This window comes from Brevibacillus sp. M2.1A, assembly GCF_013284355.2.
Classification (GTDB): Bacteria; Bacillota; Bacilli; order Brevibacillales; family Brevibacillaceae; genus Brevibacillus.
In genome coordinates, this window is sequence record NZ_JABSUY020000001.1 from 2712504 (window position 1) to 2728252 (window position 15749).

Sequence of the window (15749 nt, forward strand, 5' to 3'; positions counted from 1 at the left end):
CACGTATGTCCAATATGAAAAGAGCCTCCCGCAAATCAAGGGAGGCTGCTATCGTTATGATTTTTTCTGTTCTTCCAACCAAGCTTTCCATTCGCTTGCTTCGCGTCCACCGACGAGTCGAGCTACTTCCTTGCCGCCCTTGTAATGAACGAGGGTCGGGGTAAACTCGATCTGATAATCCTGGTAGCTGGCATTGAATTCGAGCAGGTTGTGCTTTTTCATGTCGATATCCAGGCTTTTGACAATCGGCACCAAGACAGGCGTAGTTGCTTTGCAGTGCACGCAGAGTGGACTGTAGAAGTATACAAACATGTCTTCCTGATTATCGAGCTTGGCTTTGAGCTCGTCAGGCATAATGAGATTATCGTACAGAGGGTCACTCAATTGTTCGATAGTAGCCGGGTTCAAATTGGCTTTGCCGTATGGGTTTCCTTCCGCGAGCTGACGGTTCGAAATGTCAGCGTACACGATCGCACCGATCAGGAGCGCAGCCACAAGGATGGATAGAAAGATGACTTTCTTCATGAATCATTTCTCCTTTGCATTTTTCATTACGATGACAAGCAGGATGCTGATCAAGGTGAAGGCAATGAGAGCAAGGAACGGAATCGTGATAAATCCTAGCCAGTTAATATAGTCCGTGTTGCATGGCACAATGCCGCAAGCGCTGCCCAGATCTTGCAGGGCAGGTATTTTTTGAATCGAGTAATGATACAGCGATGTGAGTCCTCCGATAATGGAGAGAATCAAGGCGTACGACGCGATCTTGTCATCTTTCTTCGCGGAGGCAACCCCGAGCAAGATGACGAGCGGGTACATCAAGATTCGCTGGTACCAACACAGGTCACACGGTATGTACTTTAACACCTCTGAAAAAAACAAACTGCCTCCTGTTGCGATGAGGGAGACTCCCCATGCGGCAAACATGGCTTGTTCCACGATTTGCTGACGTTTCATATAAACACCTCGTCCATATCTTAACATATTACAAATCGAAAGTAGATTATAAAAAGTAATAATTTATTGAACGAATGGGCTTGTCTCCTGCACCAGACTGGATGCACTACCCGATGCGCTTGCAGCAGGTAGGAACCAGTGCGAAAGCTCCCAGTTTCCCGAGCATGATCAGTAGACCCGTACTTGTGGAGAGGATTGCCTATCCCGAATCGGTACGAACATGGTTTGAAGAGAAGGCCATTCGACGAGCATGACACCTCGCCAGTATCCCGCGCCACCATCAATGCCGATCATATTGTCTCTGCGCCAAGGACCGTTGCCTGCGTATTGAGGCAATCCTGGAACAGGGGTATGGCCAAAGATGACAGGGAGGTCTCCATCATAATAAAGGTAGAAAGGCTCGCGAATCCATAGTAAATCTTGCGGATTTTGTTCCTGCAAGGGGATGCCGGGTCGAATGCCTGCGTGTACCAAAAGTGCGGCTGGAGCTCCTGTTCGCGGATCGGCTGGCAGCTCAATATACAAAGGAAGAGACGACAAGGCTGGCAAAATTGTTGGATAGCGAGAAAGGATGAATTGCCGGGCTTCTTCTTGCTCCTCCAAAGAAGGCATCCGATTAAGAAAAGCTCGCCGAAGCGGGTGATTTCCTAAGAAAGATCGAATGGTGGCATCGCCGCCGTTGTAGCGCAGGTATAACTCCGGATTGCCGTTGCCGGATAGCCAATCTGCAAGCATTTGCTCGTGGTTGCCTTTTAAGAGATAGACTTGGTTCGGATACGCCTGCCGAAGAGCGAGTAAATCGAGCAATACTTCCTTTGATTCAGGTCCTCGATCGATCATGTCCCCCAATACGAACAGACGATCACCAGCTTGGGGGGAGAAGGAAACGTCCCGCAGCGCCTTTTGAAAAGCCTGATTCTGACCATGTATGTCCGAGACCAAATAAGTAGCCAAACAAAATCACCCTCCTCGATAACCCGTTATGCCTTTTAGTAGGATATGTTTGTGCAAAGTAGAGGGTGAAAGGGTGTGTCTCTTTCTCCGGCGTATAAATGGGTGCACATCTTTTGTGAATGGGAATAGAGATGCAGAATGAATCAAATACCCATACGGTGGGAGGATCAAACGACAGATGGCTACTTCCTATCGAGACTATACATCGCCGAATACTCAGTTCACGTACGATATGAGAAATAATCTGTTTTTTAAAAAGGACGATCGGAATTTTATCGATGCCTTAGGGATTGCACAATTAAATACATTGGGAAACAGCTCGCTGCTGGATATTTTCCTGACAACCGGAAATGTTGTCGAGCCACATATTCATCAAAATGCGGCTGAGCTGGTGTATTGCATCGCTGGTGAGGCCATTGTGTCCCTGATTAATCCTTTTACGAATCAATTGCTCAACTACCATGTTAAACCGAGACAAGTTGCCAATATCCCGCAGGGCTGGTGGCATTATGAAATGGCTTTGACAGACGATACGCATCTACTGGCTATTTTTGATGCGCCTGTTCCTGAGGTGATCTTTGGCTCCGATATTTTGCGTCTGACTCCTGCGAGTGTGTGGGCACATACGTATTGTTTAGACGAAGCAAAGGTAAAAGAAACATTTGCGCCTATTACCAAAACAGTTGTGATTGGCCCGCCAGCAGGATGTCAGCAACAGGGGCAGATGCCAGATCGAGCTGCTTCAAGCCAGTACCCGTACTATGGCTATTCGAGTCAGTTGCCTGATAGTTACGGTTATTACGATGCCAACTATGTGCAGCAGGGTGGGTATGGACAACACCCAGTCTATCAACAGCCGACTGGTTATTTGCAATATGGTACGGACACTTACCATACCGGATATCCGCCACAACCCATTTATCCATCCTATTGAAGTGAAAGATCGTATCCTGATGGGCAGGTCTCCCAAATCCGGCATTCTTCTATTACAATCAGGAGAAGTACATTTTCAAAGAAGAAGGGGAGACCATGATGGATCATCTGGCATACTGGTTGCGGACATCTTCCTTTACCGTTGTATTCACCGGAGCAGGCATGTCGACGGAGAGTGGCTTGCCTGATTTTCGCTCGCAGTCTGGACTATGGCGCGGCAAAGATCCGATGCAACTCGCGAGTACACGCGCGATGATGGAAAATCGGGAAGCATTTGTAGAGTTTTATCAGATGCGCATTCAAGGACTGTTGTCTTGCAAGCCACACGCCGGACACGAATGGTTAGCAGAGTGGGAGCGTCGTGGATTGGTTCATGGGATCATTACACAAAATGTAGATGGCTTTCATCAAGAGGCGGGAAGCTTGGCTGTAGCCGAACTCCATGGCTCTCTTGCGAAAATCCGCTGTCTAGCCTGTGGGACCGAGTATGCCCATACACGTTATCTGGAGGATCAAGGGACGATTTGCGCATGCGGAGGATTTTTGCGTCCAGGTGTTGTCCTGTTTGGCGAATCATTGCCGCAATCGCAAGTCGATCAGGCCATCTCGTGGACGGAACAAGCCGATTTGTTCATCGTATTAGGCTCTTCACTTACTGTGAGTCCAGCCAATTGGTTTCCGCAGCATGCAAAAGAAAGAGGAGCCAAACTGGTCATTGTCAATCAGGAACCAACCCCATTGGATGCGTGGGCAGATGAGGTCATCCAAAAGGAGCGGATCGGCGACGTACTGCAAAGAATAGGACAGTCGTTAGGAGAATAAAAGCAGGCGTGCTCGATGGAAAGAGTACGCCTCTTCTGTTTGGGCCGGTTGACCTGCCTGATTGCTGGTGACGCTTCCTATTTTATTTTTGTACATGCGCCAATATTACTTACTATTCAATATTTTACCATTAATGAGATACTATTCCAATATTTGCTCCATCCAGTTGAATCACCCTAGAGCTTGCGCGAAAAACATGATACCATCGAGTGTAAGATTCATATGGCTTCTCGATAAGCAAATAGAAAAGTACAGGTGACGTTCATGCAAATATTATCAGTAGAAAACCTCTCCAAAGGCTATGGAGAAAAAGTATTGTTCGATAACATTTCCTTCCATATTGCAGAGCAAGAGCGCATTGGTCTGATCGGGGTAAATGGGACGGGAAAATCCTCGCTCTTAAAAATCGTGGCGGGCTTGGATACAGCGGATAGCGGGAAAATTGTTCACGCGAATCATTTTCACGTGGAGTATTTGCCGCAAAATCCCGATTTTGACGAAAACTCCACGGTACTGGAACAAGTATTTTACGGTGATTCTCCGCTCATTCAGCTTTTGCGTGATTATGAAACAGCGCTAGAGGCTGTTCAGGAATCGCCTGACGACGAGAAAAAGCAGGCGCGATTGTTTGCTGTTCAAAACAGGATGGATGCGGCTGATGCGTGGGAGAGCAACACGCAAGCCAAAATGATCCTGACCAAGCTTGGCCTACACAATTTTTCGCAAAAGGTAGGAGAGCTCTCAGGTGGACAAAAAAAGCGGGTAGCAATGGCACGTGCTTTGATCCAACCAGCAGACCTGCTCATTTTGGATGAGCCTACGAACCATATTGACAATGAGACAGTCGAGTGGCTGGAAGAGTATTTGTCCCGCTACAAGGGCGCTTTGCTGCTCGTCACCCATGATCGTTACTTCCTGGATCGCGTGACGAACCGCACGTTTGAGCTGGATCGCGGCAAACTCTACAGCTATGAAGGCAACTACGCGATGTTCCTGGAGAAAAAGGCGGATCGTGAAGAAAACGAAGCGGCTGTAGAGAGCAAGCGGCAAAATTTGCTTCGACGCGAGCTGGCATGGCTGCGTCGCGGTGCAAAAGCACGGACGACTAAACAAAAGGCACGTGTGCAACGGGCTGAGGAGTTGCGAGATAAAGTCGTAGATGGACCTGCTGGCAAGATGGAGATGGCACTCGGGGCCAGCCGTCTCGGCAAAAAGGTGATCGAGCTTACAAACATCCATAAAGCCTACGGTGAGCGAAAACTGATCAACGATTTCAGCTACATTGTCCTGCCGGGTGATCGAGTGGGGATTATCGGGCCAAACGGAAGCGGAAAAACGACGCTCTTGAACATGCTTGCAGGAAGAATTCAACCGGATAGCGGTTCATTGGAAATTGGGACGACCGTTAAAATCGCCTACTACACGCAGGATAACGTCGAGATGGACGAAAAGCTGCGCGTCATCGAATATGTAAAGGAAGCCGCAGAGGTTATTCAGACGAGCAACGGAGAGTCGATCACGGCCTCGCAAATGCTGGAGCGGTTCCTATTCTCGCCGCATATGCAATGGACACCGATTTCCCGTCTGTCTGGGGGAGAGCGGAGACGTCTGTATCTGCTTCGTACGCTCATGGGAGAGCCAAATGTGCTGTTTTTAGATGAGCCTACGAATGATTTGGATATTCAAACGCTCAGTATTTTGGAGGATTATCTCGAGCAGTTCCCTGGCGCAGTCATCACGGTATCGCATGACCGGTATTTCCTTGATCGTACCGTAAACCATTTGTTTGCTTTTGAGGGGCAAGGAAACATCCGTCACTACTACGGCAACTACTCCGAGTACCTGGAAGAAAGACGCCAGGAAAAAGCAACACAGGTGCAAGAAGCGGATCAACAGGCAGAAAAGGCGGAAAGCAACAGCGGGGCTAATCGCGGCAACAACCGCACACGCAAACTGTCTTACAAGGATCAGAAGGAATGGGATGCGATTGAAGGCAAGATCGCGGCTTTGGAAGAGCGCAGCGTCAAGCTGAAGCAAGAGATTGCAGCGTCAGGCAGCGATTACGGCAAAATTGAAAAGCTCTACGCAGAAGAACAGCAAGTGGCGGCAGAGCTCGAAGCCACCATTGAGCGTTGGGCGGAATTATCTGCACTGGTAGAGGAATTGGAGCAAGGGAAATAATTAGTGACGTAGCCAGTAATTGAGGGCTGGGAATGCGACGCATCCACCTGTAGACTAGAGTAGATTACTAGAGTAGAGGAGTCGCTGTCGTTGCCTGCCTATAAGTTAGACCCGGAATGGGTTATGTCTTACCTAGAGCTGCAAGAACATCAGCTCTCTTCCGAAATGCATCCAGAGGATAAAGAAGTGATCATGAACAAGATCAGGGAAATGACGTTATCGATCATGTACAAGCAAGCGAGAAGATTTCTTGTATACTTGGAATCGGATGAAACGGAAGCAGATAGAACGAAAAAGACTCATCTTATGTAAAGAAGACCCGCCTTGGATAAAAAAGAGGCGGGTCTTTTCATGTTTATGTTTATTGCTGTCTGATTCGAACGGGCGTACCAATGGGCACGATTTTTGCCAGAGCATTCACGTCCTCATTGTACATGCGAATACAGCCGTGAGATACATACTTGCCGATAGAGGAAGGATTGTTCGTGCCGTGAATGCCGTAGTGTGGCTTGCTCAGTCCCATCCAGATGGTGCCGAATACACTTAAAGGACCTCCTGGATAGGAGTTCGGATAGGGGACTTTGTTGATGATGGTAAAATCCCCTCGTGGTGTCGATGTGGCAATTTTGCCCAAGGCAACAGGATAAGAGCGGATGAGTTGGTTCCCATCGAATAGATCGAGACGTAACCTCGCAATCGAGATGCGGATGTTGTAGGACGGCAGCTTCTTCACCTCCCAGCACAAACGATACGAAATGCCGCTCTTACCATCTTATGAAAACCAACGGAACCGGTACCTTTTCTCTCGTGATTAATGTAGCTTGAAATCTAACGAAAACGTATCCGGATAGCGCAGACCGTCACGATAGAACAAGGTTCGCACCCAGACGTACATCCGTAAAGGAATGGAAGGAAAGACGATGGCGAGCTTTCCTTCCTCCAGGACAGGCAAATCGAGTGGGGATTGAATTTCATAGGGGACACCTTCTTGATCAAGCAACGTTTTGTAATGTTGGGCCTCGCTCCAGCTAACAGGATAATAAAATGATTTCTCCATCCAATTCCAACACCTTTCCAGGTTTCACTGCTTCCCATTGTATGTAAAACATTTGAGATAAAAAAAGAAACAAACGCCACAGGCATTGAAAAATAGGCAGTCCAATTATGTTTGTAAAGTGTTGACTGGGCAAAAAACGTCATGATTTTCCCAGAAAATGCGTGTAAAGTGGAAGTTAGCACAAACTGGAGGGACAAGGGAATGAAGCAGACGCACTTGCACTTTAACATGCAAATAGGCAGAAAAAAGCCAGTGAGTGTAAACAACACAGAAACGGCCTGTCCTTTTTGTGATCGAAACAGTCTCACTGATGTTTTGGAGCAGCGGGGCTCCATGATTTGGCTCATGAACAAATTCCCTGTTCTGGAGGATACACATCAAACTGTTTTGATTGAGTCGGATGAATGCCAAGGGGATTGGTCTGTTTACTCCAAAGAACATGTACGTGCATTGCTGGCATTCGGGGTAGAGAAGTGGCTTGAAATGGAGCAAAGCAAGTCTTATCGTTCCGTTCTGTTTTTCAAAAACCACGGTCCGTATTCCGGAGGGAGCATCCGTCATCCGCACATGCAGATCGTCGGACTAAACGACTACAACTATCTGGATCAAGTAAAAGACAGTGATTTTATGGGCATGATTATCGATCAAGAGGCGGGGGTTGAATGCAATCTGTCTACGCATCCGCGTGCAGGTTTTTTTGAATACAATGTCATTCTATCGGACTTTGATCGATTGCCGAAAATGGCAGACTACTTACAAATTTTAGCACATTGGATACTGACTCATGTCAATCCGCGTAACCAAAGCTACAATTTTTTCTTTTACCATTGGGGAGAAAAGCTGATCGCCAAAGTGGTTCCGAGGTTTGTTACCTCGCCTCTTTACGTAGGCTATTCGATTCCGCAGGTCGCCAATAATTTGGAAGATATGGTCGCCCAATTGCAACGACGATACTTCTAATCATAGAAAGGGTGCTTACGCTATGACGTATACGATCACGGCAAAAAAAACACTCACCTCAGAGGAACTGGCACAGATTAAAGAGCTGGTTGCGATTTGCAATGAACAGGATGGGATTGATCTCAAAGTAAACCCGGGGATGCTGGAAAAGCGTTCAGGAGAGCATGAAGAAGACTTTGTCTGTTATGCGGATGGAAAGCTGGTTGGCTTTTTAGGGCTCTACGTGTTTCATGGCGGTGAGGCAGAAGTGAGCGGTATGGTCCATCCAGCCTACAGAAGAAAAGGCATATTTACAGCGTTGCAAGCACAAGCCGCAGACGCATGCAGACGAAGAGGGATTCCGGCGCAGTTGTTTATCGTTCAGCGAGATTCGGAAAACGGTAAGTCATATATGGAGCGAATCGGCGGGGAGTATCAATTCTCGGAATACTGGATGGATTTAGGGGACAAGCAAAGAGCAACGGTTTCTGGAAACGTGCTGCTTCGACCTGAGATCGCCAGTGACTACGAAACATTGATTTGGCTGAACGTCCATGGTTTTCAAATGGAAGAAGAACGCGCAAGGGAAATGGCCGAGAACATGGCGGGTGATCCCAAGGCTACCACACATTTGATGATAGTCGATGATAAGGCCATTGGCAAAATAAGCGTAAACAAGGATGAGGGCAAGGCGTTTATTTATGGATTTTGTGTCCACCCAGATTACCAAGGGAAAGGATATGGACGCCAGGCATTGGCACAAACAATCGAGATGCTGGTGAAAGAGGGATATCAGCACGTATCACTGGAAGTAGCCTGTGAAAACAGCAATGCCTTGGGGTTGTATGAATCATGCGGCTTTTTTGTAAAGTCGGCCAATGATTACTACAAGCTGGCATTGTAGCGCGCAAACTGCTTTTGAACATCTCCCAGGTTGGAAAACGCAATAGCTTCCATGCTACGATAAGAGAGAAGCAAGGAGCGTTGTAAAAAGGAGTGACTCACTATGAAACTGTTGTCCATCGAACCGACGCCCAGTCCAAACGTCATGAAGTTGAATGTCGACGAGCGTTTGCCGGATGGGGTCCAACATGTCTATACAAAAAAAGATGCGAGTAAAGCACCAGAACTCATGAACAAGCTCTTGGAGATCGAAGGGGTAACCTCGATTTTTCATACGGCAGACTTTCTCGCGCTGGAGCGAAAGTCCAATGCAGATTGGCAGCGTATTTTGACGGTCGCCCGCGAGGTTTTGCAAGCAGGTGGAGGAGCGGCTGTTCCTGATATGTCTGCGGAGGATGCGGGGGCATTTGGAGAGGCGCAAGTGTATATTCAAATGTTCCGCGGTGTACCGATGCAGGTAAAGGTGACCATGGGGACAGAGCAGATTCGTGCAGCGCTGCCAGAGCGTTTTGGACAGGCAGCCGTGCGGGCGGGATCTGCGTCGCCCAACCTTATCATGGAGCGAAAATGGGTCGAGCATGGCGTTCGCTATGGCGATTTGCGCGAGATTGGCGAGGAGGTCGCATTGGAAGTCGATGCCTCCTATCCAGAGAGCCGTGTGGAAGAAATCGTGCAACAGGCCATGGCGCTTGGTCCCGGGGAAACTCCAGAGCCAATCGTGCGTGAAAAGAAAGTCGTTACGCTGGAGATGCTCGATGATCCAGATTGGCAAAAAAGATATGAAGCGCTGGATCGGATGGAGCCTACCGAAGAGGATTTGCCTGTTTTGGAAAAAGCGCTTCGTGACGGCAAACCGTCGATTCGCAGGCTGGCGGTTGTGTATCTGGGCATGATTGGCGGCGATGATGTTTTCCCGCTGCTGTTTGAAGCGCTCCGAGATGATTCCGTCTCTGTACGACGCACAGCAGGCGATACCTTGTCTGACTTGGGTGACACCCGCGCAATTCTGCCGATGTGTGAGGCGTTGAAGGATAAAAACAAGCTGGTACGCTGGCGTGCTGCTCGCTACTTGTTTGAGGTTGGGGATGAAACCGCTTTGGACGCTTTGCGTGCCGCACAGAACGATCCCGAGTTCGAGGTCAGCTTGCAAGTCCAAATGGCCGTCCAGCGCATTGAAAGCGGCGAGGCGGCTAGTGGTACCGTTTGGCAGCAAATGACTCGCCGAAACGATTAGTCGCTGCTTTCAGTTGCATAAGAGCCCTCTATCAAGCAGGCTGAAGTGAAGTGCCCCCTGCTAAGAGGGCTTTTTTGTTCTTGTGTTCGTTGGTTGGATATACGGCGAATAGCGGGGCATACTGCTTCAAGAAGAGTGGTAAACAAGTTGGTTTATTAGGTAAATATTGGTATAAGTCAGTATAAAAATAGACACAGTTCAATAATAGTTGACTTCCACCTTATCCATCCCTTAGACTAGGATAGGGTTTAGCTTATGTTATCAACATCGCTAGTGCGTAGGGGAGATTGTGTATGACAACCAATCACTATGACGTTGTTATTGTAGGTGGGGGACTTGCTGGTCTTTCCAGTGCCGCCTACCTGTCGTCGAAAGGCAAAAAAGTTGCAGTTTTGGAACGCGGTCAATTGGGTGGACGTGCCGTTACACTGAAGATCAAAGGATTTAACTTCAACTTCGGTGCCCACGCCATTTATGCTCGCGACAGCTCCGTTTTGAGAACGTTTGAAAAAGAATTGGGTCTGAGCATCGATTGGCAGGATTTCAATCCGACAAAAGCCAAGTACGATATTGGTAGCGATCTGACTGCAGTTCCGGCGAATGTACAAGGACTTTTCCAAACGAAGCTCTTAAAAGGCATGGACAAAGTATTGTTTACGTTTGAGATTTTGAAAACGATGCTAAAAATGGAGAAAGGCCATCCACATATGTCGATTCAAAAGTGGATGGAGAAAAAGCAAGTCAACGAAGAAGTGCGAGAAATGATGTTGACGCTTGCTTCTTCCAACTTTTTCACACGTGAACCTGAAAAGATTCCTTCTGACGTCTTCTTTTCTTACTACAGCCGTTTGTTTACAACGAATAAACCGGTAGCGTATATCGGTGGTGGCTGGCAAGCATTGATCAATGAATTCGTGCATGTGATTGAAGCAAATCAGGGTACGATTCTGATCAAAACCAAAGTAGAAAAGTTCCAAGTAGAGAATGATCGTGTGGTTGGAGTGGTGACACCGGAGGGCGAATTTACGGCGGATGAATTTATTTGCTGTATTCCGCCGAAGGAGATGGCGAAAGTCTTTGCAGAGACTCGCCTGGAACATGCAATTGCACAGCATGCTGAATACGAGCCAACGGTTGTTATGGTGTATGACATTGGCTTGAAAGAGCGAATTGACGTACCGTTCTCCTACATCTACGAAAAAGCAAACAATATTTTCATTACCGATATCTCGTATTATGACCGCACTTGTGTACCTGAAGGCGGGCAGTTGCTGCAGGCGACTGCTTACATGCGTCAGGATGAAGTAGGAAACAAGGAAGCGGCCGAAATCCGCAAACAAGAGATTGAAAACCTGTATGACAAGCATTTCCCGGGCTGGCGTGAACAACTGGTTGTGCCACGCGTTTCTGCTCGTGCAGTCGTACAGGAGATCAAATGGACCATGAATCAGAAGCCAATGCCGATTTTCATGCCAGATTACCGCAACCTGTTCTTCGCGGGTGACTGGTGTGAAGGACAAGGCCAGCTGTCTGAGCTGTCTTTCTCTAGCGCGATGAACGTTGCCAAGCTGATTTTGGAAAAAGAATAAGTCAATGACGAGCGGGTGTTCCTTGGAGAAGGGAATGCCTGCTTGTTTTTTCTCAGTCAACGTTTCAAAAAGAAAAGCCCGCCAATGGAGATGGCAGGCCACATGGATTACGCTTTCTGACTATATACGTGATAAACGAGATTGCCGATTTGCGCCATGACGTTGGCAGCATCCTTTTGTTCGAGTCCCTTGTTTAAAATGGACAAAGTGACAGCATGAGAACCGGTGTAGAGGATGCCGACATCATGCGTGATTTTGGTCACAGAGCCAGTCTTGTTGGCGAATTCCCATTTCGGAATCATCCCGATCACATCGCCGTCTGGGTCAGGCAAAAGGAAGGGAATGCGGTCACGGTGCTGCTGAGCCTTCAAGATGGCGACCATTTTTAAACAGCTGTCGTAGGAGATGACTTTTCCTGTTGCCACGTATCGGAGGTGACTTCCCATGTCTTTTGCCGTTACCTCATTGTATCCTTCCAATTCGGCTGGGACGACCATGAGCTTGTTGTAGAAGTGACTGTTTGTCATTTCGGTTTTTTGCATCGCATTGCGGATGCTCTCTGTTCCGACGAGATCAATCATCATGTTCGTGGCTGTATTGTCGCTTTGGATGATCATCAGGGTAACCAGGTCGCGAATCGTAAATTCAGTGCCGGGGGTCATATGCTGAAGAACACCTGCACCGCCAACGAGATCCTCTGCACGCAGTTTCATTTTGTCCTCTAAGGCAAACTTGCCTGCATACGCCTCTGCAAAAACAGCTGTCATGATCGGGACTTTGATTACACTGGCTGCATAAAAGCGTTGATCTTCGTTGATGGATAATGTTTCACCGGTTTGCAAATCTTCGAAAAAGATTCCCCATTCTCCTCCAGCGTCCTTGATCAGACTGGATATTTGGGCAAAAAGACTGGATAACATGCAGACCCATCTCCTTTTGTTTCGATGTAGACAAAATTTTCTCAAGATAATATTATTTAGTCATGCTCCTAACAAGCAAGAAGAATTATTCCTAAGATGGGGGTTTTGCTGTTGCATAAGTGGAAGAAACTATCATTTTGTGCTGTTCTGTTAACCAGTTTAGCGTTCGCTGGCTGTGGAACACCGCAAGCAAGCACCACGGGGGAGACGACAGGTGCGAAGCAGGAGCAGAGTAGCGCCCCCCAAGTGATGCAGGTCAACCTGAACACTGGTGAGCCAAGCACGATCGACCCTGGACTGGCAGAAGATATCCCTTCGATGTCTGTTGCCCGTGCAGCATTTGATGGCCTCCTGCGCTTGAATGAAAAAGGCGAGCTGAAAGAGGCGGTCGCAGAGAAGTATGAGGTTTCCGCTGATGGTCTCACGTACACCTTCCATTTGCGAGAGTCCAAATGGACCAATGGAGATCCGGTTACGGCTCATGACTTCGAGTACGCATGGAAACGGGTTCTCGACCCGAAAACCGCTTCGGGTTACGCGTATCAGATGTACTATTTGAAAAATGGGCAAGCTTTTAACGCCAACAAGGCAAAAGCCGAAGATGTCGGCGTGAAGGCAACTGACGACAAGACACTGGTTGTTACACTGGAAAACCCGGCACCGTTTTTCCCGGAACTAGTTGCGTCTGTCACCTATTTCCCAGTCAACAAAAAAGCGGTTGAGGCCGACAAAGAGTGGGCTTCGAAGCCAGAGACGTACATTACAAACGGGCCATTCAGCTTGAAAAATTGGGAGCACAAATCAAAGATTGAATTCGAAAAGAGCGATTCTTACTGGGATAAGGACACTGTCAAATTGTCCAAGCTGACGTTGAACATGATCGAGGATGCCAATACAGAGCTGTCGATGTTTGAAAAAGGTGATCTGGACTGGGCGGGCTCGCCACTGGGCGATTTGCCACTGGATGCATTGGATGCTCTAAAACAATCCGGAAAGATGCAAGCTCAAGCGACAGCGGGTACGTACTGGTACATTTTTAATACGACGCAAAAGCCGTTTGACAACAAAAAGATTCGTCAGGCATTTGCTACGGCAGTCAATCGTCAGGAAATTTCCGATAATGTCGTACCATACAAGAGCACGCCAGCGACGGGTATTCTCCCGCCGACCATGGCACTCACGCCAGAGGGCTACATCAAAGACGGCGATGTAGAGACCGCGAAGAAGCTATTGGCAGAAGGTATGAAAGAAGCGGGGATCAAAGAGTTGCCACCGATTACGATTGCATACAATACGTCAGAGGTCAATTCACGTATTGCGACAGTCATTCAGGATCAATGGCGCAAAGCGTTTGGCATCGAAGTCAAACTGGTTAACAAAGAGAACAAGGTTCACCGTGAAGACATGAAGCAAGGAAACTTCACCATCGGTCGTGGTAGCTGGATTGGCGATTTCAACGATCCGATCAACTTCCTGGAGGTATTCAAGGGTGGACTGAATACATCCAAATGGGAAAACAAGGAGTTCCTCGATTTGCTCGCGCAATCTGCCAAAGAAGGGGATGCAGCGAAGCGTAAGGAAATCCTCAAGAAAGCTGAACAAATCGTCATGGATGAAATGCCTGCGTTGCCAATCTACTATTTCACCTATGCGTGGGTGAAGCAGGATAGCGTAAAAGATGTGGTAGTAGATGCACTCGGGTTCATCGACTTCAAGTATGCTTCCAATCAAAAGTAATCATGAGTCTGTGAGGGAGTGACTGGCGTGCGTCCGATCATTGGTGTGGCATGTACGAAAATGTATTTTCCAAAGAACGATCTCGACCAGTTTTTCTATGTAGGTTCAGGCTATGTGAACGGAATTGCCCGCAGTGGCGGTACTCCACTGATCTTGCCACTGCTGACGATTCAGGATGCTCCGTTTCGTGAGATGATCGAATCCCTGGACGGCTTGATTTTGTCCGGCGGTGAAGATCCTGCGCCACATTTGTACGGCGAAGACCCGCAGCAAGGGCTGGGCGATATCAATTACGAAAGAGACATCACAGAGCTTGAGATTATCAAGATTGCGCTGGAGCTGAAAAAGCCAATCCTGGGCATTTGCCGCGGAATGCAAATTTTGAATGTGGCGTGTGGCGGCACCCTCATTCAAGATATCCCGAGCCAAGTACCAGGAGCATTACAGCATGCACAGAAGGGTTCACGGCAATACGGGGTGCACAAGATTACGTTGCAACCTGGCTTTGTAGCGGATGCCCTCGGAAAGACAGAGGTGCTCGTGAACACCTCTCACCACCAAGCAGTCAAAGACATAGCACCGGGCTTTAAAGTCACAGGATGCGCGGCTGATGGTGTGATTGAGGCGATGGAAAGCCTCGACGGGCTACATGTGGGCGTACAGTGGCATCCAGAACGGATGTGGGCACACGACGACGACATGTTGAAGATTGCCGAGGCATTTGTTGCTCGGGCAAAGCAGTTGAAGCTGCAAACGACTAATTAGAATAGCAATGAGAGAAACCGTTTTGGGATTGCCCAGAGCGGTTTTTTGCATGCGGGAGGGCTTCACCGTGCGGGTTGCTCCAGCCAATGGTAGAAGTGTAGTCAAACAAGGATAAATGACAGGCAGGCAGAATCGAACTTCACGTAAGAGAATGGATTTTCGTGAGGTGAGTTTTTGAAGAAAATAATTGTAGTTATTTTGCTGAACGCGAAATGAAAATGATTTTGACATTCCGGAAGCCCTTGTATACTGAGCATAGAGGTGAGAGAAATGTTAAAGGTCGGAGACTCGGCTCCCGTCTTTACTGCGGCGAGTACAAAAGGAACCGTTGATCTTAGGGATCACATCGGCAAAGAAAATATCGTCCTCATTTTCTATCCGGGAGATGACACCCCGATTTGCACGAAGCAGCTATGTGCGGTTCAGGATCACTACACCAAAATCGAACGAGCAAACACAGTCGTTTTTGGCGTCAATCCAGGTGGCATGGACAAAAAGCGCTCATTCGCCGATAAGTTCCGCTATGAATTTCCATTGATCATGGATGAAGATGAATCCATTCGAAAAGCGTACGATGTTGGAAAAGTTCTCGGGCTGTTTTTCCAACAACGCATCGTGTACATCATCGGAAAAAACGGAACAATCTTATCTGCCAAAAAAGGAAATCCTCCAGTATCAGAGCTGCTACAGGTAATCGAAAACCAAACCTAGGACGTTCTCGCTTGCGTCAATGGAAAAAAACAGGGATAATAGAAATG

The 15749-nt window shown here is 47.9% G+C and carries 17 protein-coding genes; 11 read left to right on the forward strand and 6 right to left on the reverse strand.

Features of this window, described 5'->3' with window-relative positions; all coding sequences use genetic code 11:
- Nucleotides 1–54 precede the first annotated feature (54 nt).
- From HP567_RS13395 to HP567_RS13405, 3 genes are all read right to left on the reverse strand, one after another.
- On the reverse strand, nucleotides 55–525 hold the full coding sequence (locus HP567_RS13395; RefSeq protein WP_173611526.1) for a thioredoxin family protein: 471 nt from the start codon (nucleotides 523–525) through the stop codon (nucleotides 55–57).
- 3 nt (nucleotides 526–528) lie between these two features.
- Entirely contained in the window at nucleotides 529–957 is a 429-nt protein-coding gene (locus HP567_RS13400; protein WP_047072664.1) for a disulfide oxidoreductase, read from the reverse strand.
- 168 nt (nucleotides 958–1125) lie between these two features.
- Nucleotides 1126–1911 carry a metallophosphoesterase family protein gene (locus HP567_RS13405; protein ID WP_173611525.1) on the reverse strand — a complete coding sequence of 262 codons (786 nt, stop codon included), beginning with the start codon at nucleotides 1909–1911 and terminating at the stop codon, nucleotides 1126–1128.
- Nucleotides 1912–2089: 178 nt separating this feature from the next.
- Between HP567_RS13405 and HP567_RS13410 the strand changes: the two genes are divergently transcribed.
- The 4 genes from HP567_RS13410 to HP567_RS13425 all read left to right on the forward strand — a co-directional run bounded on the left by HP567_RS13410 (nucleotide 2090) and on the right by HP567_RS13425 (nucleotide 6159).
- A complete protein-coding gene (locus HP567_RS13410; protein WP_173611524.1) occupies nucleotides 2090–2845 on the forward strand; it encodes a cupin domain-containing protein in 756 nt (251 codons plus the stop codon).
- A gap of 98 nt (nucleotides 2846–2943) precedes the next feature.
- Nucleotides 2944–3666, forward strand: coding sequence for an NAD-dependent deacylase (locus HP567_RS13415; RefSeq protein ID WP_173611645.1), 723 nt, complete (start codon nucleotides 2944–2946; stop codon nucleotides 3664–3666).
- 264 nt (nucleotides 3667–3930) lie between these two features.
- Nucleotides 3931–5847 carry an ABC transporter ATP-binding protein gene (locus HP567_RS13420; RefSeq protein ID WP_173611523.1) on the forward strand — a complete coding sequence of 639 codons (1917 nt, stop codon included), beginning with the start codon at nucleotides 3931–3933 and terminating at the stop codon, nucleotides 5845–5847.
- Nucleotides 5848–5937: 90 nt separating this feature from the next.
- Nucleotides 5938–6159, forward strand: a complete 222-nt coding sequence (locus tag HP567_RS13425) for a hypothetical protein (protein WP_056490961.1) — start codon at nucleotides 5938–5940, stop codon at nucleotides 6157–6159.
- A 49-nt stretch (nucleotides 6160–6208) separates the two neighbouring features.
- Here the strand turns inward: HP567_RS13425 and HP567_RS13430 are convergent, their stop codons facing one another.
- Together HP567_RS13430 and HP567_RS13435 are read right to left on the reverse strand one after the other, a co-directional pair.
- On the reverse strand, nucleotides 6209–6580 hold the full coding sequence (locus tag HP567_RS13430; RefSeq protein ID WP_056491162.1) for a L,D-transpeptidase: 372 nt from the start codon (nucleotides 6578–6580) through the stop codon (nucleotides 6209–6211).
- 78 nt (nucleotides 6581–6658) lie between these two features.
- The gene (locus tag HP567_RS13435) at nucleotides 6659–6904 is read right to left on the reverse strand and encodes a hypothetical protein (RefSeq protein WP_007727802.1); all 246 of its coding nucleotides are present in this window, start codon (nucleotides 6902–6904) and stop codon (nucleotides 6659–6661) included.
- A 201-nt stretch (nucleotides 6905–7105) separates the two neighbouring features.
- On the opposite strand from HP567_RS13435, the gene HP567_RS13440 reads away from it, so the two are divergent.
- The 4 genes from HP567_RS13440 to HP567_RS13455 all read left to right on the forward strand — a co-directional run bounded on the left by HP567_RS13440 (nucleotide 7106) and on the right by HP567_RS13455 (nucleotide 11569).
- Nucleotides 7106–7864, forward strand: a complete 759-nt coding sequence (locus HP567_RS13440; RefSeq protein ID WP_173611522.1) for a DUF4931 domain-containing protein — start codon at nucleotides 7106–7108, stop codon at nucleotides 7862–7864.
- 22 nt (nucleotides 7865–7886) lie between these two features.
- A complete protein-coding gene (locus tag HP567_RS13445; protein ID WP_173611521.1) occupies nucleotides 7887–8747 on the forward strand; it encodes a GNAT family N-acetyltransferase in 861 nt (286 codons plus the stop codon).
- Between the two features lie 102 nt (nucleotides 8748–8849).
- Complete coding sequence (locus HP567_RS13450) at nucleotides 8850–9980, forward strand: virulence factor (RefSeq protein ID WP_173611520.1); 1131 nt, start codon at nucleotides 8850–8852, stop codon at nucleotides 9978–9980.
- A 293-nt stretch (nucleotides 9981–10273) separates the two neighbouring features.
- Nucleotides 10274–11569 carry a phytoene desaturase family protein gene (locus tag HP567_RS13455; RefSeq protein ID WP_173611519.1) on the forward strand — a complete coding sequence of 432 codons (1296 nt, stop codon included), beginning with the start codon at nucleotides 10274–10276 and terminating at the stop codon, nucleotides 11567–11569.
- 107 nt (nucleotides 11570–11676) lie between these two features.
- On the opposite strand, the gene HP567_RS13460 is transcribed toward HP567_RS13455, so the two are convergent.
- Nucleotides 11677–12489 carry a serine hydrolase gene (locus tag HP567_RS13460; RefSeq protein WP_173611518.1) on the reverse strand — a complete coding sequence of 271 codons (813 nt, stop codon included), beginning with the start codon at nucleotides 12487–12489 and terminating at the stop codon, nucleotides 11677–11679.
- Between the two features lie 111 nt (nucleotides 12490–12600).
- On the opposite strand from HP567_RS13460, the gene HP567_RS13465 reads away from it, so the two are divergent.
- The 3 genes from HP567_RS13465 (at nucleotide 12601) to HP567_RS13475 (ending at nucleotide 15702) form a co-directional block, all read left to right on the forward strand.
- The gene (locus HP567_RS13465) at nucleotides 12601–14226 is read left to right on the forward strand and encodes a peptide ABC transporter substrate-binding protein (RefSeq protein WP_173611517.1); all 1626 of its coding nucleotides are present in this window, start codon (nucleotides 12601–12603) and stop codon (nucleotides 14224–14226) included.
- Between the two features lie 27 nt (nucleotides 14227–14253).
- Complete coding sequence (locus HP567_RS13470) at nucleotides 14254–14991, forward strand: gamma-glutamyl-gamma-aminobutyrate hydrolase family protein (protein WP_173611516.1); 738 nt, start codon at nucleotides 14254–14256, stop codon at nucleotides 14989–14991.
- A 270-nt stretch (nucleotides 14992–15261) separates the two neighbouring features.
- A complete protein-coding gene (locus HP567_RS13475; RefSeq protein ID WP_173611515.1) occupies nucleotides 15262–15702 on the forward strand; it encodes a peroxiredoxin in 441 nt (146 codons plus the stop codon).
- Nucleotides 15703–15749: the final 47 nt, after the last annotated feature.